Source organism: Hymenobacter segetis (assembly GCF_054776495.1).
In genome coordinates this window covers 1124766-1144139 of sequence record NZ_BAAHBV010000002.1, presented here as the reverse complement: position 1 = coordinate 1144139, position 19374 = coordinate 1124766, and the positions used below count along the sequence as shown (strand labels likewise).

At 62.5% G+C, this 19374-nt stretch carries 18 protein-coding genes and 1 riboswitch; of the genes, 13 read left to right on the top strand and 5 right to left on the bottom strand.

The window, feature by feature from the left end:
* Window positions 1–24 precede the first annotated feature (24 nt).
* Window positions 25–1092 carry an SDR family oxidoreductase gene (locus ACYU70_RS15280; RefSeq protein WP_342297693.1) on the bottom strand — a complete coding sequence of 356 codons (1068 nt, stop codon included), beginning with the start codon at window positions 1090–1092 and terminating at the stop codon, window positions 25–27.
* Window positions 1093–1340: 248 nt separating this feature from the next.
* Between ACYU70_RS15280 and moaC the strand changes: the two genes are divergently transcribed.
* The 3 genes from moaC to ACYU70_RS15265 all read left to right on the top strand — a co-directional run bounded on the left by moaC (window position 1341) and on the right by ACYU70_RS15265 (window position 3893).
* Window positions 1341–1832, top strand: a complete 492-nt coding sequence (gene moaC, locus ACYU70_RS15275; protein ID WP_342297692.1) for a cyclic pyranopterin monophosphate synthase MoaC — start codon at window positions 1341–1343, stop codon at window positions 1830–1832.
* Window positions 1833–1840: 8 nt separating this feature from the next.
* Window positions 1841–3037, top strand: a complete 1197-nt coding sequence (locus tag ACYU70_RS15270) for an NTP transferase domain-containing protein (RefSeq protein ID WP_342297691.1) — start codon at window positions 1841–1843, stop codon at window positions 3035–3037.
* A 163-nt stretch (window positions 3038–3200) separates the two neighbouring features.
* Complete coding sequence (locus ACYU70_RS15265) at window positions 3201–3893, top strand: porin family protein (RefSeq protein ID WP_342297690.1); 693 nt, start codon at window positions 3201–3203, stop codon at window positions 3891–3893.
* A gap of 127 nt (window positions 3894–4020) precedes the next feature.
* Here the strand turns inward: ACYU70_RS15265 and ACYU70_RS15260 are convergent, their stop codons facing one another.
* Together ACYU70_RS15260 and ACYU70_RS15255 are read right to left on the bottom strand one after the other, a co-directional pair.
* Window positions 4021–4443, bottom strand: coding sequence for a molybdenum cofactor biosynthesis protein MoaE (locus ACYU70_RS15260; RefSeq protein WP_342297689.1), 423 nt, complete (start codon window positions 4441–4443; stop codon window positions 4021–4023).
* 90 nt (window positions 4444–4533) lie between these two features.
* Window positions 4534–4776 carry a MoaD/ThiS family protein gene (locus tag ACYU70_RS15255; protein ID WP_342297688.1) on the bottom strand — a complete coding sequence of 81 codons (243 nt, stop codon included), beginning with the start codon at window positions 4774–4776 and terminating at the stop codon, window positions 4534–4536.
* A 136-nt stretch (window positions 4777–4912) separates the two neighbouring features.
* On the opposite strand from ACYU70_RS15255, the gene moaA reads away from it, so the two are divergent.
* The 7 genes from moaA to ACYU70_RS15220 all read left to right on the top strand — a co-directional run bounded on the left by moaA (window position 4913) and on the right by ACYU70_RS15220 (window position 12312).
* On the top strand, window positions 4913–5950 hold the full coding sequence (gene moaA / locus ACYU70_RS15250; protein WP_342297687.1) for a GTP 3',8-cyclase MoaA: 1038 nt from the start codon (window positions 4913–4915) through the stop codon (window positions 5948–5950).
* A gap of 73 nt (window positions 5951–6023) precedes the next feature.
* Entirely contained in the window at window positions 6024–6818 is a 795-nt protein-coding gene (locus ACYU70_RS15245; protein WP_342297685.1) for an alpha/beta hydrolase, read from the top strand.
* A gap of 231 nt (window positions 6819–7049) precedes the next feature.
* Window positions 7050–8210, top strand: a complete 1161-nt coding sequence (locus tag ACYU70_RS15240; RefSeq protein ID WP_342297684.1) for an MFS transporter — start codon at window positions 7050–7052, stop codon at window positions 8208–8210.
* Between the two features lie 194 nt (window positions 8211–8404).
* Window positions 8405–8782 carry a cupin domain-containing protein gene (locus tag ACYU70_RS15235; RefSeq protein WP_460616037.1) on the top strand — a complete coding sequence of 126 codons (378 nt, stop codon included), beginning with the start codon at window positions 8405–8407 and terminating at the stop codon, window positions 8780–8782.
* A gap of 7 nt (window positions 8783–8789) precedes the next feature.
* A complete protein-coding gene (locus ACYU70_RS15230; protein ID WP_342297682.1) occupies window positions 8790–9581 on the top strand; it encodes an SDR family oxidoreductase in 792 nt (263 codons plus the stop codon).
* A gap of 153 nt (window positions 9582–9734) precedes the next feature.
* The gene (locus tag ACYU70_RS15225) at window positions 9735–11309 is read left to right on the top strand and encodes an MDR family MFS transporter (RefSeq protein ID WP_342297680.1); all 1575 of its coding nucleotides are present in this window, start codon (window positions 9735–9737) and stop codon (window positions 11307–11309) included.
* 197 nt (window positions 11310–11506) lie between these two features.
* A riboswitch (cobalamin riboswitch) is annotated at window positions 11507–11729 on the top strand.
* A 148-nt stretch (window positions 11730–11877) separates the two neighbouring features.
* A complete protein-coding gene (locus ACYU70_RS15220; protein ID WP_342297678.1) occupies window positions 11878–12312 on the top strand; it encodes an acyl-CoA thioesterase in 435 nt (144 codons plus the stop codon).
* A 37-nt stretch (window positions 12313–12349) separates the two neighbouring features.
* Here ACYU70_RS15220 and ACYU70_RS15215 read toward each other — a convergent pair whose 3' ends face one another.
* Both ACYU70_RS15215 and ACYU70_RS15210 read right to left on the bottom strand, forming a co-directional pair.
* The gene (locus ACYU70_RS15215) at window positions 12350–13534 is read right to left on the bottom strand and encodes a putative sulfate/molybdate transporter (RefSeq protein WP_342297676.1); all 1185 of its coding nucleotides are present in this window, start codon (window positions 13532–13534) and stop codon (window positions 12350–12352) included.
* 76 nt (window positions 13535–13610) lie between these two features.
* The gene (locus tag ACYU70_RS15210; protein WP_342297675.1) at window positions 13611–14924 is read right to left on the bottom strand and encodes a cation:dicarboxylate symporter family transporter; all 1314 of its coding nucleotides are present in this window, start codon (window positions 14922–14924) and stop codon (window positions 13611–13613) included.
* A gap of 197 nt (window positions 14925–15121) precedes the next feature.
* Here ACYU70_RS15210 and fdhD point away from each other — a divergent pair, with 197 nt between their 5' ends.
* The 3 genes from fdhD (at window position 15122) to ACYU70_RS15195 (ending at window position 19075) form a co-directional block, all read left to right on the top strand.
* Window positions 15122–15991, top strand: a complete 870-nt coding sequence (fdhD, locus tag ACYU70_RS15205) for a formate dehydrogenase accessory sulfurtransferase FdhD (protein WP_342297673.1) — start codon at window positions 15122–15124, stop codon at window positions 15989–15991.
* 96 nt (window positions 15992–16087) lie between these two features.
* Window positions 16088–16435 carry a DUF7009 family protein gene (locus ACYU70_RS15200; protein WP_342297671.1) on the top strand — a complete coding sequence of 116 codons (348 nt, stop codon included), beginning with the start codon at window positions 16088–16090 and terminating at the stop codon, window positions 16433–16435.
* A gap of 57 nt (window positions 16436–16492) precedes the next feature.
* Window positions 16493–19075 carry an FdhF/YdeP family oxidoreductase gene (locus tag ACYU70_RS15195; protein ID WP_342297669.1) on the top strand — a complete coding sequence of 861 codons (2583 nt, stop codon included), beginning with the start codon at window positions 16493–16495 and terminating at the stop codon, window positions 19073–19075.
* The last annotated feature ends 299 nt before the right edge of the window (window positions 19076–19374 follow it).

Below are 19374 nucleotides of genomic sequence, written 5' to 3'. Positions count from 1 at the left end.
GGCAGGCCCCGCCCCTACACCGTCCTACGGAATCAGCCGGTCTTCGCGCAGCTTCGCAAATAAATCAAAGAATGAATCCTCCGTACTCTGAAACACGGTGAAGCCCCGCTTGCGGCTATTCGCCATGTCCGTCATCACCTCAATGGGCCGGCCCAGATCCAAATCCGTGTGCCAGGGCGAGGCCAGGCGGCTCAAATCAGCTTCAGCCAAACCATTCTTGTTGGCGATTTCGCGCCACAGCTCGGCATCGCCGGCCATCTCGGCTTCCAGCGGGTGAATGCTGCCATCGAAGCCCACGGCCTCCACGCCAAACCACTCGGCGAGGCGGCCCCACAGCTGGCTCCAGCGGAAAATGTCGCCGTTCACCACGTTGTAGGCCTCGTTGCGGGCGGCCTCGGTGGTGGCGGCCCACACCAATTGCTTGGCGATGACGCGGGCATCGGTCACGTCCGACAGCCCTTCCCATTGCGCCCGCGAGCCGGGCCAGCGAAATGGCCGCCCCGTGGCCTTGCAGATGCTGGCGTACACGGCCAGCGTGGTGCCCAGGTTCATCAGATTTCCCACCGCTTTGCCGATGATGGTGTGCGGCCGGTGGATGCTCCAGGTGAAGCCGTCGCGCGCGGCGGCAGCGTACACTTCGTCTTCCTGGGCGTAGTAAAAGTTGTCGAGCGCCAGGCGGGGCTGCGACTCGCGCAGGGGCGTAGGCGGGGCCACGCCGCCGCTCACGTAGGCTTCAAACGGCCCGAGATAGTGCTTCAGGCCGGTTACTAGTGCCACGTGCTGCACCGAATGTTTCGGGCCGAGGACGGCCAGCAGATTGCGCACCATGGCGCTGTTCACGCGGATGTTCTCGGCTTCGGTATCGTTGCGCATCCAGCTGGTGATGAAGACGTGCGTGGGCTTGATGTCGGCCAGGGCAGCTTCGAGGCTGGCCACGTCCATGAGGTCGGCGGCCACAGGTTGCAGGCCGGGAATATCGGTGCCGGGACGGCGGGCTAGGCCGTAGGTGGGCCAGTTATTTGCCAGCAGCTCCTGGGCCAGGTTGCTGCCGATGATGCCGCTGGCACCAACTACTAATGCGGTATTGGTCATGATGAGAATCGGGGTGGATGGGGGCGGATTTCGCCGGGGCTACCGGGGCTGTTGTGGCCCGGCGCTGGGTTGAAAACGGCTGACTAGTCCAATAGTTTGCGCCGAAACAATTCACCGCCGAGTTGGCTAAGTGAGATGTAGCGCGGACTTTTAGTCCGCGCCTCCGCACGGCACCCGGTGTCGCGGACTAAAAGTCCGCGCTAGAACCCATCCAACGATTAGACGCAATTATGCGTCTCTACAGCCCTATGCTAACCAAGAATTTCACCCACGTCAACGCCGCCAACCAACCCACGATGGTGGATGTCGGCCAGAAAACGCCGACCCGCCGCGTGGCCCGCGCCCACTGCCGCGTAGTGCTGGGCGAGGAGCTGCTGAGCCGCGTACAGGCCGGCGAAATGCCCTCGCACAAAGGCCCGGTTATCCACACCGCCATCCTGGCGGGCATCATGGGGGCCAAAAAAACCGCCGACCTCATCCCCCTCTGCCACCCGCTGGGACTGGATGATTGCAGCATCACCATCGAGCCCGACGGGCCCACGGCCCTGCGCATCGTCTGCACTGCCGTGGTCACCGGCCGCACCGGCGTGGAGATGGAAGCCCTGACCGGCGCCACTGTGGCCGCGCTCACCATTTACGACATGTGCAAAGCCTTTTCGCACGATATTTCCATCGAAGGCGTGCAGCTCATTGAGAAGACCGGCGGCAAAAAAGATTTCCATCGCGCCGAAAATTCGTAAATTCCGAAATGGATAGTCTACCAAACTCAACCGTAAAGCGGCCCAAGCACGCCGCCTTGGTCCGGCCCGATGTGGGCGAATTCGGCCGCCACGAGCTGGCCATTCTGGGAGCGCCCTGCGGCGAGATTCAAACGCTGGTGGCCCGGCTGCTGCCGCTGCTGGCCCCACAATTGCGCGTGGCCTACGTGGATGCCGACCATGCCGCCGGCGACTCCGCCGCTGCTGAAGAATCTTCAGATACCGCCGCTAAGCCGGTGCCTTACGTGGCCGAAAATGGCCTTTCGGCCGAGCTGGTGGATAAAATCACCTACCGCCAGCTCAACCTGACGCGGGCGCTGGACCGGTTTTCGCAGCCCGAATTACTGGCCCACGAAAGCATCGTGCTGGTGAACGGCAACCACTTCCGCGCCCGCCAGCAGGTCGTCATCGTCGACCCGCGCAAGCCGCTCGATAAGAAGCTCGACCGCCTCACTGACGTGCGCCTCATTCTCCTCGCCGAAGGCCAGGCCGAACTGCCCGCCGTACTGCTGGAGCACCTCAGTGCCGCACCGCTGCCGCCCGTGCTGCCGCTGAATGACACCGCTAAAATCGCGGCCTTCATCAAGCAATGGTACCAGCTGGCGGTGCCCGTGCTGCGCGGCCTCGTGCTGGCCGGTGGCCGCAGCGAGCGGATGCAAACCGACAAAGGCGCGCTCCACTACCACAGCCTCGACCAGCGCCAGCACACCGCCGCGCTGCTGGCCGAATTCTGCCCCGACGTGCGCGTATCCGTGCGCCCCGACCAGGCCGCCGACTTGCCCGCCGGCCTCACCGCCATACCCGATACTTTCCTGAACCTCGGCCCGCTGGGCGGCATCCTGTCCGCCTTCCAGGCCGACCCCAACGCGGCCTGGTTGGTACTGGCCTGCGACCTGCCCTTCCTCACCCGCGACACCCTGGAATACCTGGTGACTAACCGGCAGCCGGCGCGGATGGCCACCTCCTTCCGCAGCCCGTGGGATGAGTTTCCGGAGCCGCTGGTGAGCATCTGGGAGCCGCACAGCTACGGGCAGCTGCTGCGGTTTCTGAGCCTCGGCTACTCCTGCCCGCGCAAGGCGCTGATTAACTCCGATATCGAGCTGCTGGCCCCGCCCGCGCCCGATGAGCTGCGCAACGTGAACACGCCCGCCGAGCGCGCCGCCGCCACCCAGGAGCTAAGCCGCTAGCCTGCCAAACCGACCTACTGCCAGGAATAACCGCCCGCCCGGCGGTTATTTTTTTGCCTTACTGCTCAGACTATTATTTGGGTAATGGGCGTTAGGGCCGCGTGTTGGCACGTTTTTGATAGAAGCGCCCGCGACACGTCTTATCAATTAACCCTATTTCATCATGAAAAAGACTGCAATTTTAGCTGCCGCGCTTCTGGCTACGGCTGCTGTTTCTTCGGCTCAGGCCCAAAGTATCCGCATCGGCCTGCGCGCCGGGGCCAACTACTCCAACCTGGCCGGCAACATTCAAAATCAGGATACTTACAATAATAAATTCGGCTTCCTGGGCGGGGCCATGCTCAACATTCCCGTCACCACCGACGGCTTTTTCTCGGTGCAGCCCGAGGTGCTGTACTCGCAGAAAGGCTTCGAAAACAAGCCCACCGAATATACCGGCCTGCTCGGCGGCAAGCAGAAGCGCGAAGGAAGCGTGAACTACAACTACCTCGATGTGCCAGTGCTGCTGAAGGTGCGTGCTTCGGGCCTGATTTTCGAGGCCGGCCCGCAGTATTCCTACCTGCTGAGCGCCAACAACCAAACCAAAACCACCACCACGCCGGCCCTCGGCGGCACGCCCACTACCACTGAGTCCCAGAACAAAACCGACGTGAGCGGCTTCAACCGCAGCGAGCTGGGCTACCTGGCCGGCGTGGGCTACGAAGCCGAAAACGGCCTGAGCCTGAGCCTGCGCTACACCGGCGCCTTCAGCGACTTTGTGAAACCCAGCAACAACAGCGACTTCTACGGCGACCTGAAAAACGCCCGCCACTCGGCGTTTCAATTGTCGCTAGGGTACCTGATTCCAAGCAAGTAAATCATTGTTTGCTTTGCGTTTGTCATGCTGAACGCAGTGAAGCACCTTATCACGTTGGAACGATTGGTTCTGACGTGATAAGGTGCTTCACTGCGTTCAGCATGACAGCCGATTACACGAGCTTGCATTACGGGTGCGCCGCCACCCACTCGGTCCCATCCTCATATTCCTCGCGTTTCCAGATGGTCACCACCTGCTTCAGTGTGTCGATGATGAACTGGCAGGCGGCGAAGCTTTCGGCGCGGTGCGGTGTGGCTACGGCCACCACCACGGCCACATCGCCGAGCTCTAAAGTGCCTTTGCGATGCACCACGGCTACTTTCTGGAGCATAGGCCACTTCTCGTAAGCCTGCGCCACGACGTGGCCCAGCTGCGTGAGGGCCATGCTGTCGTAGGACTCGTAGTGCAGGCGGCGCACCGGTCGCCCACCCGACTGGTTGCGCACCGTGCCGATAAAGGAATTGACCGCCCCGGCGGTGTCGGTTTGCACGGCCGCGAGGGCGGCGGCAATGTCAATGGGCTGGTCGGTAATGGCGAGGTGTGGGGTCATGCAGGCAGTAGCGTGGACTTTTAGTCCGCGAGTCAGTAGATTCAGAATTATGCGGTTCACACGCGGACTAAAAGTCCACGCTACGGAAAATCAGCCGCCGGCCACGGGCGGGATGAGGGCAATTTCGTCCACCGTGTGCAGCGGCGTATCGGCGCTGGCGTACTCGTTGTTCACGGCCACGGCGCAGCTGCGCAGGTCGCCGAGGGCGGGATACTGGCGGCGCATTTCGGCCAGCAGTTCGCCCACGGTGGCGGGGGCGGGGGCCGGCAGCTCGATGACGGACGTGCCCACGATGTCGCGGGTGATGCCGAAGAGGGAGACTTTTAATGACATATCTTTCGACGTAAATTTTGGGGCGAAACCCGGCCGCTGGCCGAGCTTGGGGCTGTGGGCTGAACACCTTTCCGCCGTCCGGGGTTTACCACAAGCCGGCTGTCTTACGTACAGCCGGGCAAAATTGGTGATAAACGTGCTTCCATCTATCCTCGCCCCGGCCGCGCCGGCCGTCACGCCCCTTTTCGACCAGCACGGCCGCCCGCTGGAATACCTGCGCCTGGCCGTAACGGACCGCTGCAACCTGCGCTGCTTCTACTGTATGCCCGAAGAAGGCATCAAGTACATGCCCAAGCACGAGCTGCTGAGCTACGAGGAAATGCTGCGCCTCACGGGCCTGCTGGCCGGCTTGGGCGTGCGCAAAGTGCGCCTGACGGGCGGCGAGCCCTTCGTGCGGCGCGACCTGGTGCCCTTCATGGAGCGCCTGGCCCAGCTGCCGGGCATCGATGACATCAGTCTGACCACCAACGGCGTGCTCACCGCGCCGCACGTGCCCGCCCTGGCCCGCCTGGGCGTGAAGGCCGTGAACCTCAGCCTCGATACGCTGAACCGCGAGCGGTTCTTCCAAATCACGCGGCGCGACGAGCTGCCTAAGGTGCTGGAAACCTTCCACGCCCTGCTCGATGCCGGGATTCAGGTAAAAATCAACGCCGTGGTGATGGACGGCCAGAACATCGACGCCCTCATTCCGCTGGCCGACCTCAGCCGCGACCTGCCCGTGGACGTGCGCTTCATCGAAGAAATGCCCTTCAACGGCGGCAGCCACGAAGCCGGCCCCGCCTCCTTGCCCTGGAACCACATCCGTATCCGCCAGCACCTGGAAGACCATTTTGGCGCGCTCACGCCGGTGAGCATGGCGGCCGGGGCCACGGCTTCAGAATACACTATATCGGGGCACCGGGGCACGGTGGGCATTATCGCAGCCTACTCGCGTACCTTCTGCGGTACCTGTAACCGCCTGCGCCTCACGGCCGAAGGCGGCATCAAAACCTGCCTCTACGACCAGGGCGTGCTCGATACCCGCGCCCTGTTGCGCGGCGGCAAATCCGACGAGGAAATCGTGGCGGCGCTCTCGGCCGCTTTCCGCCACCGGGCGGCCAATGGCTTCGAGGCGGAGCGGCAGCGGCCCCTGCACCAGCTCAGCTTCGAGAGCATGGCCACGATTGGGGGGTAGGGCCTTTCGCCCCGGCGGATTTACCTTGGCAGCCCCGGAGGCAGTTGCTTCGGTAGGCTGCGGCCAGTTGCTTATGAAAGTTGTGCTTATCGTGGTAGGCGTGGTGGCGGCGTTGTACGTGTTGCTGTGCGGCGTGCTGTATTTCAAGCAGGAGAAGCTGTTGTTCGCGCCCACGCATTTGCCGGCCGGCTATCAGTTTCATTTCCCGGGCCAGTTTGAGGAGCGGTGGACCACGGCCGCCGACGGCACCCGGCTGCACGGCCTGCTTTTCAAAACCCCGAACTCTAAAGGGCTGATATTTTACCTTCACGGCAATGGCGGCGCGCTCGATAGCTGGGGCGATGCCGCCGCCACATACACTGCCCTGCACTACGACGTGTTCCTGCTCGACTACCGGGGCTACGGCAAAAGTGGCGGCACCATCAGCAACCAGGCCCAGATGCTGGCCGACGTAGACACGGTTTACCAACGGCTTCAATCCGAATATCCCGAAAACCGCACGGTTATTCTCGGCTATTCGCTCGGCACCGGGCCGGCCACCTGGCTGGCCGTCCATCATCACCCCAGGCTGCTGATTTTGCAGGCCCCGTACTTCAGCATGCGCGACATGGCGACGCGTCTTTATCCTTTCGTGCCGGGCTTTGTGCTGCGCTACCCCATGCCCACCAACGAGCTTATCGGCCAGGTCGGTGCGCCCATCGTGCTATTTCACGGCGACCACGACGAGGTAATTGACTACAATTCGACCCTTCGGCTCAAGGCCTTGCTCAAGCCCACGGATAAGCTCATCGTTTTGCCCGGCGCGCGCCACAACGGCATGACCGATAACCCGCAGTACCGTCGGGAGCTGGCGAAGCTATTGGAGTAGCGTTTATTCAATTAGGTAGTTAACGGGTGTGGTATGTAAAACGCTGATAATTAGAAATTTTTGAGCTGATTCTGAAGCTTGATGAAGTCGGAAACGTTTGCTGACGGAGAAGCGCCTCTTTTCTAAATAGAGCAACTTCCCGGCGTTGGCCGGCGTTGGCAATGCTTGTAATTTGCCGAAACCGGAGCCCCGGCCCCGGCTGATTGCCGACCAGATTTTTGGATGATGGATATGATTTCGCTACCGCCGGCCGCCGGCTATGTTTCCCGCAAAACCCACCGCCTGGCCGTGGGGGCATTGTTTTTTCTATTGGGCCTGTGCTTTGCCAGTTGGGCCTCGCGCATTCCGAGCGTGCAGCAGAAGATGGGTATTTCGGAGGCGGCGCTGGGCGGCGTGCTGCTGGCCATTCCGCTGGGGCAATTGCTGTCGCTGCCGCTGGCAGGGTGGCTGGTGGCCAAGCACGGCAGCCGCCGGGTGGTGCTGTGGGGCGTGGTGCTCTACGCTACGGCCTTGCTGGGGCTGGGCTGGGCCGGCAGCCTCTGGCAGCTGCTGCCGTGCCTGATTATCTTCGGGGTGGGTGGCAACCTCACCAATATTTCGGTGAATACCCAGGCTGTGGGCGTGGAGCGGCTCTATCAGCACAAGCCCATCATGGCCTCTTTCCATGGGCTGTGGAGTCTGGCGGGGTTTGTGGCGGCGGCCGTGGGCTCGTTTATGATTGGGCACGCGGTGCCGCCGGGCATCCATTTCATCTTCATTTCCCTGTTTATCCTCACCGGCTTGGCCGTAGCTGCCGGCTCCACCGTGCGCGAGGATTCGGGCGTCGACCCCGACCAGCCCATCTTCGTGAAACCCGACAAGGAACTGCTGGGTTTGGGGGCCATTGCCTTCTGCGCGCTCATTTGCGAGGGGGCGATGTTTGATTGGAGCGGGGTGTATTTCAAGAAAGTCATTCAGGCCGATAAGGACTGGGTGGGGGCAGGCTACACAGCCTTTATGAGTACGATGGCGGCCGGCCGCTTCGGGGCCGACTGGCTGGCGCACCGCCTCGGTTCGAAGCGCGTGATTCAGCTCAGCGGCCTGCTCACCGCCACCGGTTTGAGTATTGCCGTGGCGTGGCCGATGCTGCCCACGGCGCTGCTGGGGTTTCTGCTGGTGGGGTTTGGCACGTCGGCGGTGGTGCCGCTGGTGTACTCGGCGGCGGGCAAGTCTACCCATATGTCGGCCGGGATGGCGCTGGCGGCGGTGTCCACCATCGGCTTCTTCGGGTTTCTGCTGGGACCGCCGATTATTGGCTTCTTGGCCGGGGCCACGAGCTTGCGGGTGTCGTTTGCGCTGATTGCCTTCATGGGATTGTGCGTGTCGGCGGTGGCGAGTAGGGTGCGGGTGTAGGGTTTGGGAGTAGGAAAGCCAAGGGAAATAGAACGTCATGCTCATCTGGCGTCCGCGCAGCCGAAGCATCTCGCTCGAAGGCAGCAACCCTTTCCTTGCGATTGAGTTACTACCCCGAGCGAGATGCTTCGGCTGCGCGGACGCCAGATGAGCATGACGTTCTTCTTAATTCTTTGCTCCCACTCAAACACCCCATGCCCGACAACCCCACCGCCACCAAATACACCTGGGACGATATGCCCAAAGAGCAGGTGACCGACCAGCTCTCGCGCCGCCTCATCACCGGCGACAAGATGATGCTGGCCCACGTCTACCTCAAAAAAGGCTGCATCGTGCCCCTGCACCAGCACCACAACGAGCAAATTACATACATTCTCGAAGGGGCATTGCGCTTCTGGATTGGCTCTGAGGATGCCGAGCCCATTGTGGTGGGTGTGGGGGAAGTACTGCACATTCCGTCCAATGTGTGGCACAAGGCGGAGGCCATCGAAGACACGCTTGACGTGGATATTTTCAGCCCGCCCCGCCAGGACTGGCTCGATAAATCGGACGACTACCTGCGCCTGAAATAGCCCGTTTATGGACCTCGGACTAAAAGGGAAAGTTGCCTTGGTGGCCGCCGCCAGCCAGGGCCTGGGCCGCGCCGTGGCCGAAGAACTGGCCGCCGAGGGCGCGGCGCTCATCCTCTGCGCCCGCCACGATGCGGCCTTGCAGGAAACCTGCGCGGCCATCGAGCAAGCATACGGCACGCCCGTGCTGGGCATAGCCACCGACGTGGCCGACCCCGCCGCCGTGGCCCGTCTCGTCGAAGCCGGCCAGGCCCGTTTCGGCCGCATCGATATCCTGGTGACCAACGCCGGCGGCCCGCCCGCCGGCACCTTCGACACGCTGAGCGCCGACCAGTGGCAGGCCGCCACCAGCCTGCTCCTCACCAGCGTGGTGGAGCTGACCCGCGCCGTGCTGCCCGGTATGAAGGCGCGTGGCTGGGGCCGCATTCTCAACATCACCTCCATTTCGGTGAAGCAGCCGGTGGCCAACCTCATGCTCTCCAACAGCCTGCGGGCGGCCGTGACGGGCATGGCCCGCACCCTAGCCACCGAAGTAGCAGCGCAAGGCATCACCGTGAATAACATTCTGCCCGGCTACACCCGCACCGAGCGCGTGGTGGGCTTGGCCGAGGCTACGGCCGCTCGCGAAGGCATTTCATCGACCGAGGCCACGGCACGCTGGGAGGCCGAAATACCCATGCGCCGACTGGGCGAGCCGCGCGAATTTGCGGCGCTGGCGGCGTTTCTGTGCTCGGAGCGGGCCAGCTACATCACGGGCACGTCGGTGCCGGTGGATGGCGGGTGGATCCGCTCGCTGCTATAACATTTGGCGCCGGGCGCGTATAGTAACACGTCATGCTGAGCGCAGCCGAAGCATCTCTACCGCGAGAGTAACTGATTACTTCCTCAGTAGAGATGCTTCGGCTACGCTCAGCATGACGTTCTTTTTTGCTCCAGACTTCCATTTTCCTTCCCCTTGACCGAAACCCTCACCCACCGCCAGAAGATGCTCACCTTCGCCGGCATCCTGCTGGCCATGTTTTTGGGCTCGCTCGACCAGACCATCGTGAGCACGGCGCTGCCGCGCATTGTGGCCGATTTGCACGGGCTCGACCGGTTTACGTGGGTAGCTACTGCTTATTTGGTGGCCAGCACGGCGCTGGTGCCCATCTACGGCAAGCTGGCCGATATGTACTCGCGGCGCACCATTGAGATTGTGGCGGTGAGCATCTTTCTGGTGGGCTCGGGGCTGTGCGGGCTGGCGGGCGAGTTCGGGACGCTGCCCGTGCTGGGCGATGGCATGACGCAACTGGTGGTGTTCCGGGCCATTCAGGGGTTTGGCGGGGCGGGACTGTTTGCCATGGCCTTCATCATCATCGCCGATTTGTTTGCGCCGGCCGAGCGGGGGCGCTACCAGGGGTTTACGGGAGCGGTGTTTGGCACGTCGTCGGTGCTGGGGCCGCTGCTGGGCGGATTTCTCACGGATAAGGGTACGGGGCTGATTCCCGGCGTGGCAGGCTGGCGGCTGGTGTTCTACGTGAACCTGCCGCTGGGCCTGCTGGCCCTCTGGTTCATCATCACCCAAATGCCGCCGCTACGCCCGCGCACCGAACCCAAGCCGTTCGATTTTATCTCCGCCGCGTTGCTGATGGCCGGCTTGGGGCCGCTGGTGGTGGCCTTGCAGCTCAACCGGGCGCTGTATCCGTGGGCGGGCGCGCTCACGCTTGGGCTGCTGGCCGGAGCAGCGGTGGCGCTGGTGCTGTTTGTGGGGCGCAGCCTGCGGCACGAGAACCCGATTCTCAATTTCAGTCTGTTCAAAAACCCGGTGTTCCGCACGGCCAATGCGGCGCTGTTCTGCATGGGCGGGGCGTTTCTGGGCGTTATCATTTTCGAGCCGCTGTTTATGGTGAACGTGCTGGGCGAGTCGGCCACGCGGGCGGGGGCCAGCCTGATGCCGCTGTCGCTGGGCGTGGTCACGGGCTCGATGCTGGCCGGCCAGATGGTATCGCGCTTCGGCCACTACAAGCGCTGGATGCTGGGCGGCCTCGTGCTGCTGCTCGGGGGGCTGAGCCTGCTGGCCACCATGCCGCCCACGGTGCAGTATTATCAGGTGCTCATTTACCTGGCCGTCTGCGGCCTGGGCCTGGGACCTACGATGCCGCTCTACACCCTGGCCGTCCAGAACGCCACCGAGCCCACGCTCATGGGCCAGGCTACCTCGGCCAGCCAGTTCTTTCGGCAGATTGGTGGGGCGCTGGCGGCCTCGGCGTTGGGCGCGGTGCTCACCTTCACGCTGGCCCACAGCCTGCCGGCCGCCGCGCAGACTCCCGCCACGGCCGCCCGCCCGGCGGTGGTAGCCGAAGGCCCGGCCGTGCCCGCCACCACCGCCGGCGCGGCCGACCCGGCGGTGCGGGCCGCCTTCGCCACGGCTATCCGGCGGGTGTATATGGTGGATATTCTGCTGGTAGTGGGCGGCCTGCTGCTCACGCTGCTGGTGCCGGAGCTGCCGCTACGAAAGGCCAATGAGAAGGTGCCCACGGCGGTGGAGTAGGGGTAATTACAGCGATGGCGCGGGCCTGTGGCCCGTGCCGACTATTGGTGGGCCTCCAGGCCCGCGGGCGTCCGCGCTGTTCGGTCATCGTTCAACAATTGCAGGCCAGAGGCCTGCTAATAGCCGGCACGGGCCACAGGCCCGCGCCATCCCCGCCGCTCGTGCTGTACCTTCGCCGCGTTGGTTCTCGGTTTGATTTCCTTCAATCAGCGGACGGTTTTTAGCCCCGGTTTCAGCCGGGGTAAAACTTAAAAGGGAATCGGGTGCAACTCCCGAACAGACGCGCTACTGTGAGTTTCCCGGCCTAGCCCGCCGGAGCCGGCGGCCCCAGACATGCCCATTGGCCCCCTGAAAACGGGCCGAGAAGGGCGGGGCTCACCCGAAACAAGTCAGGAGACCTGCCGGCCGCCGAGTGATGCTGCCCTCGCGCTTTGGGGCTGGCATCGGCGGTGCCGTGCCGCTGCGCCTGGGGCGTGGCCGGGGCGTGGTGCGGCCGGTGGCTGGCTTATGAAGAATGGGGCTTGAACGCAAACGGAGGCCGTTTATCACCTCTTATCCCCGTTAGCTCATGCTTCTTGCCGACCGCATTGCCCGCGCCGAGACGCGCATTTTCAAAGCCGTTTTTCCCAACACTACCAACCACTACGACACCCTGTTCGGCGGCACCACGCTGCTGCTCATGGACGAGGTAGCCTTCATCGCCGCCACCCGCTTCTCGCGCCTGAAAATGGTGACGGTTTCTTCCGAGCGGGTCGATTTCACGCACCCCATCCCCGGCGGCTCGCTGGTCGAATTAGTAGCCAACATCGAGCACGTAGGCCGCACCAGCCTCAAAGTGCGCGTCGAATTATTCGTGGAGCAGATGTATTCCGACGACCGTCACAAGGCCGTAACCGGCCTGTTCACCTTTGTGGCCGTGGATGAGCACAAGCAGCCCGTCCGCATTCTGGCCGAGGAAATGGAATCATCACTAACGTTGGTAGCGCCGCCTTTGGACTCGTAATCAGCCTGTCTGGTGTTTAGAGAAAGGCCGCCAGCCGCTAGTGTTTCCCCAGCCCTACCCAGCCGCGCTGCATGGCGTAGTAGATGGCCGTGCCCACAATCAGGCCCACCAGGTAGCCGTACGGCAGCCCCGCGCAGAGCAGGCCTACCAGCAGCGACACCAGTAAATCACTGCGGCTGCCGCTCACATCGCGCAGCAGCGTGGCCAGCGACAGCGCCTCGAACAACAGCAGCACCCCCAGCACCGGCAGCGGAAAAATCTGCACCACCTCGGCAAAGCCCTGGCTGAAAAACAGCCCCATCACCAGAAAAATGCCGCCATAAATGACCACCGACCCGCCCGTGCGCGCCCCAAACGCATAGTGCCCCACCATGCCGCCCGAACCGTGGCACACCGGAAAGCCCCCGAAAAACGGGTTCACCAAATTCATCAGCGCGTAGGTGAAGCTGATTTTTTTGATGGTAAGCAGTTCGCGCTCGGGGAATAAATCGTGCGCCACCTGCTTGGTGGCCAGAATGGAATTGCCGAGCGAAAGCGGAATCTGGGGCAGGGCCAGCAGCACCGCGCCGGTCAGAATATCGGCCGATTGGGGTAGGTGCCAGCTGGGCAAGTGCAGGCCCACCGCCCGCTGCGCCGTGGCCAAATCGAGCTTAAAAACCAGCGCATACGCCACGCCCAGGGCAATAACGATGAGCGCCGCCGGCCAGCGCCGGTTGCCAAACAGCACCACCGTCACGGCAAAAGCCGCCGCCGCCAGTGCGTAGCCCGCTGCGCCATCGGCCCCCACATACTTGGTGAGGGCCAGCGTGGCCAGCTGCAAGGCCAGCCCAAACTGGATGCCGCGCACCACGGCCTTGGGCACCAGCCGCGCCAGCGCATCAATCAGCCCGGTTATCGACAGAAAAAACATGCTGACCCCAATAGCCAGCCCCCCGCCAAAAATGACGCGGCCGGGAATTTTCTGGGCGATAACCAGCGCCGCGAAGGCCTTGAGGGGCTGCACCGGCATGGGCATCCGGTACCACAGCCCGGTAAACACCTGCATCAGCCCGAATAAAATCAGTACCGAAGCACTGTCAATCCCCGAGGCGGCGATGACGCCGATGAGCAGCGGCAAATCGGTGCCGAGGTCGCCAAACGCGCCGGCCAGCTCGTTGCGGTCGAAGCGGATGGGGGGGCGCGTAGGGGCGGGTGTGGGCGGGGTCAGGGTAATGGATTCCACAGGGCAAAGGTGGGAAATGTCTGGTAGAATGGGGTAGGGACGCAAGTATGCGTCTCTACCCATAACCCCACTGGTTCTACTTTTTGTTTTTCAGCAGGCGAGCCACTTCGCTGGCCTGTTCGGCCGCTTCGCCCAGGTACTCGCCGCTGGTGTAATCCTTGCGGAAACGGAGCGGCCGCAGCCGCCGGCCCAGCACTTCTACCGCCCGTTCGTGGTCGAGGGCATCCTCCGTGTGGGCCAGGAAAACGGTGGCCACGCCGTTGCCGATGAAGTTGGTGATGGAGCGGGCTTCCGACATAAATCTATCCACGCCCAGCAGCAGGGCCAGGCCCTCCACCGGAATCACTTTCATGGCCGTGAGCGTGCTGGCCAGCACCACAAAGCCGCTGCCCGCTACACCCGCCGCACCCTTCGAGGTCACCATCAGAATGCCCATCATGGTCAGAATCTGCGCCCCCGAAAGCTCGATGTGGAATACCTGGGCCAGAAAAAGGGTTGAAAGCGAGAGATAAATCGTGGTGCCGTCGAGGTTGAAGGAGTAGCCCGTGGGCACCACCAGTCCCACCACCGGCTGGGCGCAGCCCATGCCCTCCAGCTTCTCCATGAGCCCCGGCAGCCCGGCTTCGGACGACGAGGTGCCCAGCACAATCAGCAATTCAGCTTTGATGTATTTCAGAAACGACCACATCCCGATGCCACAGTAGCGCAGAATGCCCCCGAGCACCAGAAAAACGAACAAAACCATGGTCAGGTACACGGTAATCATGAGCTTGCCCAGCGGCAGCAGCGTGGCAATGCCGTACTTCCCAATCGTGAACGCCATGCCCCCAAACGCCCCGATGGGGGCCAGCATCATCACCCAGTGCAGCCCCCGAAACACGTATTTCGAGCATTCCTTCAGGAAGTGAATGATGGCCTTGCGGCCCGCGTATTTACTCAGGCCGATGCCCAGCACAATGGCTACGATGAGCACCTGCAAGGTCAGGTTATCGGCCAGAAAGTGGCCCCAGGAGAACTCCGTGGCCCGTTTCGTGAACTCGCCCACTTTCCCGGCATCGAGCTTGCCGGTGCTCACGCCCGCGCCCGGCCGCACCAGCGCCGCCACGCCCACGCCAATGAGCAGCGCCAGCGTCGTCACAATCTCGAAGTACAGCAGTGCCTTGCCTCCAATGCGCCCCACCTTCTTCAAATCCCCCATCGTGCTGATGCCAAGCGTGATGGTGAGGAATATAATTGGGTTGATGAACAGCTTCACCACATCGATAAAGCGCTTGCCCAGGGGCTCCATCTGCACGGCCAGGGCGGGCCGGAAGTGGCCCAGCAGCGCCCCGGCCCCAATGGCCAGCAGCACCCAAAAGGTGAGATTGCGGGTGAGGCGTTTGAGTTTCATAGGCAGAGGGTGGGGGAGGGCTCGGGGCAGACGAAAGAAATCGCAAGAACGTCATGCTGAAAAGAACGTCATGCAGAGCGCAGCGAAGCATCTTGCCCGCCACCACTAATCTTTTTCATTTAAGGATTGGTTTACTAACTGCGGGCAAGATGCTTCGCTGCGCTCTGCATGACGTTCTATAGTTTCTGCATTCTCCCATGGACCCCGCCATCCTCCTCCCCGCCGCCAGCTACGAATTCGCCACCATCCAAAAAGTAAGCGGCAGCGGCCCACCCGTGCCCGCCTCCGACCAGCTCGCCGCCGAGGAACCGCTCGAAATCCGTGTGGGCTACGAAACCGACGGCCAGCGCCAGCATCGCACCCTCTCCGTCACCATGCGCACGCCCGGCCACGACGAGGAATTAGCTGCCGGCTTCCTGCTCACCGAAGGCATTATCCATACTAAAGCCGACCTGCTGGGCATCATTCCCTGCCCCGATGTGCAAAAGGCCGAAGAAGCCGGCAACGTGGTCCGCGCCGAGCTGGCCGCGCACGTAAAGGTTGATTTCGCGGCCATGGAACGGCATTTCTACACTAGCTCCAGCTGCGGGGTGTGCGGCAAAACCAGCATTGATGCCGTGCGCACCGCCTCCTGCCCGGTGCTGCCCACCGCCGGCCCGCACCTGCGCTACGCCGTGGTGCACCAGTTGCCTGAGAAGCTGCGCGCCGCCCAGGCCGGCTTCGAGCAAACTGGCGGCCAGCACGCTTCAGCCCTGTTTTCGCCGGAGGGTGAGTTGCTGCTGCTGCGCGAAGACGTGGGCCGCCACAATGCGCTGGACAAGGTAATTGGCGCGGCGCTGCTGGCCGGATGGCTGCCGCTGCACCAGCATATTTTGCTGGTGAGCGGCCGCGTGAGCTTCGAGCTGGTGCAGAAGGCGGCGGCAGCCGGCATTGGGATTTTAGCGGCCGTGGGCGCGCCCAGCAGCCTGGCCATTCAGGCGGCCGAGAGCTTCGGGATGACCGTGCTGGGCTTCGTGCGCAACGAGCGGTTCAACATCTACAGCCACGGCTGGCGACTGCTGGCCTAATACTGGCTAAGGCGCCAGAAAAACCTTGCTTAACAGCTATAGTTCGGCAACACCCTCCCTCCTCAGCCGTTTAACTTTCAGCCACAATCCCACCCCATGAAACTCCGCATCGAAGACGACACCCTGCGCCTGCGCGTCTCCCAGGGCGAGCTGGACGAATTTGCCGAAAAAGGCCGCGTGGAAGGAGCCGTGCACTTCGGGCTCAACCCCGCTCAGCGCCTGACCTATGCCCTGGAGCGCGGCTCCGAACCCGCCCAGACCCTGCCCGAGGCCGAGCCCGTGCAGGTGCATTACGAGCCGGGCGCGCTCACCGTGCTGGTGCCTTTTGCCTTGGCCAAAACCTGGGTCGAAACCGACCAGAACGGTTTTTCGCACGACGTGCCACTGGCTGAAAACCAGCGTCTCCAAATTTTGGTTGAGAAGGACCTGGACTGCCGCCACTAGTGCCGTCGGCAACTTCTAACGCTATTTAAAATCCCACCCTCTGTTTTGATGAGCCCCATGGAAGATTCCCCTCAAACCGACCCCGGCAAAGCTGGTCAGGCGCACGAGCAGAAAGCCAGCCTCGCCCCCAAAAGCGGCGAACGACCCGACCAGGGCCACGCCCCGGTAGCCGACCACGAAATCCCCAACGCCGACCACCCCAGCAAAGCCATGCACGAAGCCAGCGCCGGCACTCCGCCCGCCGAAGAGCACATCCCCGCGCCGCCCACTATGGAGGCCAAGTACCTGCACCCCATCCTGGCGCAGCCGCCTGAGGCCCTCACCGGCCTGCGCCTGGAAGGCCGGGAGAAGGTGGCGGCCGGTGTTACGGCCGTTATCAAATCGATGCAGTTCAGCTGGAGCGAGGGCGGCATGGGGCGCGGCACCAAGGCCCTGCTCGGCCTGAACCAGAAAAACGGGTTCGACTGCTCCAGCTGCGCCTGGCCCGACCCCGACGAGCACCGCTCAGTAGCCGAATTCTGTGAGAACGGTGCCAAAGCCACCGCCTCCGATGCCGACGACCGGGCCGCCGGCCCCGAGCTTTTCGCCAAGCACAGCTTGGCCGAGCTCTCGCGCCTGAGCGACCGCGACCAGAACAACACCGGCCGCCTCACGCACCCCATGGTGAAGCGCCCCGGCGACAATCACTACTCGCCCATCGCCTGGCCCGATGCCTTCGATATCATCGCCAAAGAGCTGAACGCCTGCGCTTCGCCCGATGAGGCTGTGTTCTACACCTCGGGCAAAATCCCGAACGAGCCGGCCTTCCTGTTCCAACTGTTTGCCCGCGAGTTCGGCACTAACAACCTGCCCGACTGTTCCAACATGTGCCACGAGAGTAGCGGCTCGGCCCTGAGCCCCACACTGGGCCTGGGCAAGGGTTCGGTCACGCTGAATGACCTGCACGAGGCCGAAGTCATCCTCATCATCGGCCAGAACCCGGGCACCAACCACCCGCGCATGCTCTCGGCTCTTCAAGCGGCCAAGCGCAACGGGGCCAAAATAATCAGCGTGAACCCGCTGCCGGAAGCCGGCCTCATCGCCTTCAAAAACCCGCAGGATTTCATGAACCCGCTACGGGCGCTGGGCGCGCTTATCGGCGACGGCACGCAAATCACCGACGTATTCCTGCAAGTGCGCGTGGATGGGGACATGGCCCTGTTGCGCGGCATAATGAAGCACCTCTTCGAGGCCGAGGACCTGAACCCGGGCCAGGTAGTCGACCGCAGCTTCGTGGCCGAATTCACCGAAGGCTTCGACTCCTTCGAGCAGAATATTCGCAACACGAGTTGGGAGGAAATCGAGGAAATCAGCGGCATCAGCCGCGCCCAGTTGCTGGAAGCGGCCAACCTCATGGCGCGCAAGCAGAAAATAATCACCTGCTGGGCCATGGGCGTCACGCAGCAGCGCCAGGGCGTGCAGACGATTCAGGAAATCGTGAACCTGCACCTCATGAAAGGGGCCATCGGCAAGCCCGGCGCGGGCACCTGCCCGGTGCGCGGCCACTCCAACGTGCAGGGCGACCGCACAATGGGCATCTGGGAGCGCGTGAAGGGGGATTTTCTCGACGCGTTGGAAAAGGAATTCAAGTTCAAAGCCCCCCGCGAAGACGGCCTCGACGTGGTAGAAAGCCTCAAGACCATGCACGCGGGCAAAACCCGGGTGTATTTCAGCCTGGGCGGCAACCTGCTGGCCGCCGGCCCCGACACCGAGTTCATTGCCGAAGCCATGCGCAAGCAGAAGCTGACCGTATTCGTGGGCACCAAGCTCAATCGCGGCCACCTCACCACCGGCGAAACCAGCCTGCTGCTGCCCACCTTCGCCCACGTCGATATCGACATGCAGAAGTCCGGCCACCAGATGACGAGCTGCGAAAACTCGATGGGCGTGGTGAGCCAGAACAAGGGCATCCTGGTGCCCCTGGCCGGCGACCAGCTTAGCGAAGTAGCCATCATCAGTGGCGTGGCCATTGCCACCCTCGGCGACAAAACCACCACCGACTGGGTGGCTATGACGGAGAATTACGACGTTATCCGCGACCACATTGCCCGCGTCATCCCCGGCTTCGAGGACTTCAACAAGAAGCTGCGCGAGCCGGGCGGCTTCTACCTGCCCAACGGCCCCCGCGAGCGCAAATTCACAACCAAGGACGGCAAGGCCCATTTCACCACCACCACACTGGAGAAGTACGAAGTGGCCCCCGACCAGCTCATCCTGATGACCGTGCGCTCGCACGACCAGTTCAACACCACGATTTACGAGTACAACGACCGGTACCGGGGCATTCACGGCGAGCGCCGCGTGCTGTTCATGAACCCGGCTGACATGGCCGCCCGCAATATCAAAGCGAAGGACCTCATCGACATCACCAGCCACTACCAAGGCGAGGAGCGTACCGTGGAGAAGTTCGTAGCCGTGCCCTACGATATTCCGAAAGGCAACGTCTCCGCTTATTTCCCCGAGGCTAACCCGCTGGTACCCATCACCAGCGTAGCTAAAGTGAGCAACACGCCCACCTCGAAATACGTGGTGGTAACGGTGGTGCCCACGGCGGTGAATAACGACAAGCGCATCAAGCAGCGCGAAAAGATGATGGCGTAACGGGGACGTTTGTCATTGCGAGTGGAGCATAGCGCGACGCGGCAATCCGTCCTCTTGATGCAGAAAGTCCCAAGATGTAAGAAGGAAAGCCCCAACACTGCATAGTGCCGGGACTTTCCTTTTTACGTTTATCTGTAAACTTACAGTTTTATGGAAAACCAATTCTACAAAATAAATTGTTTAAACTAGCGGTTAATGTTCTGATAGACAAGGTGATTTGGGTGATAATCAACAAAGCTAGTTATACGAAACCTTACGAAGATTCGTAAACTTACTGTAGATTTGCAGCGTAATAACGC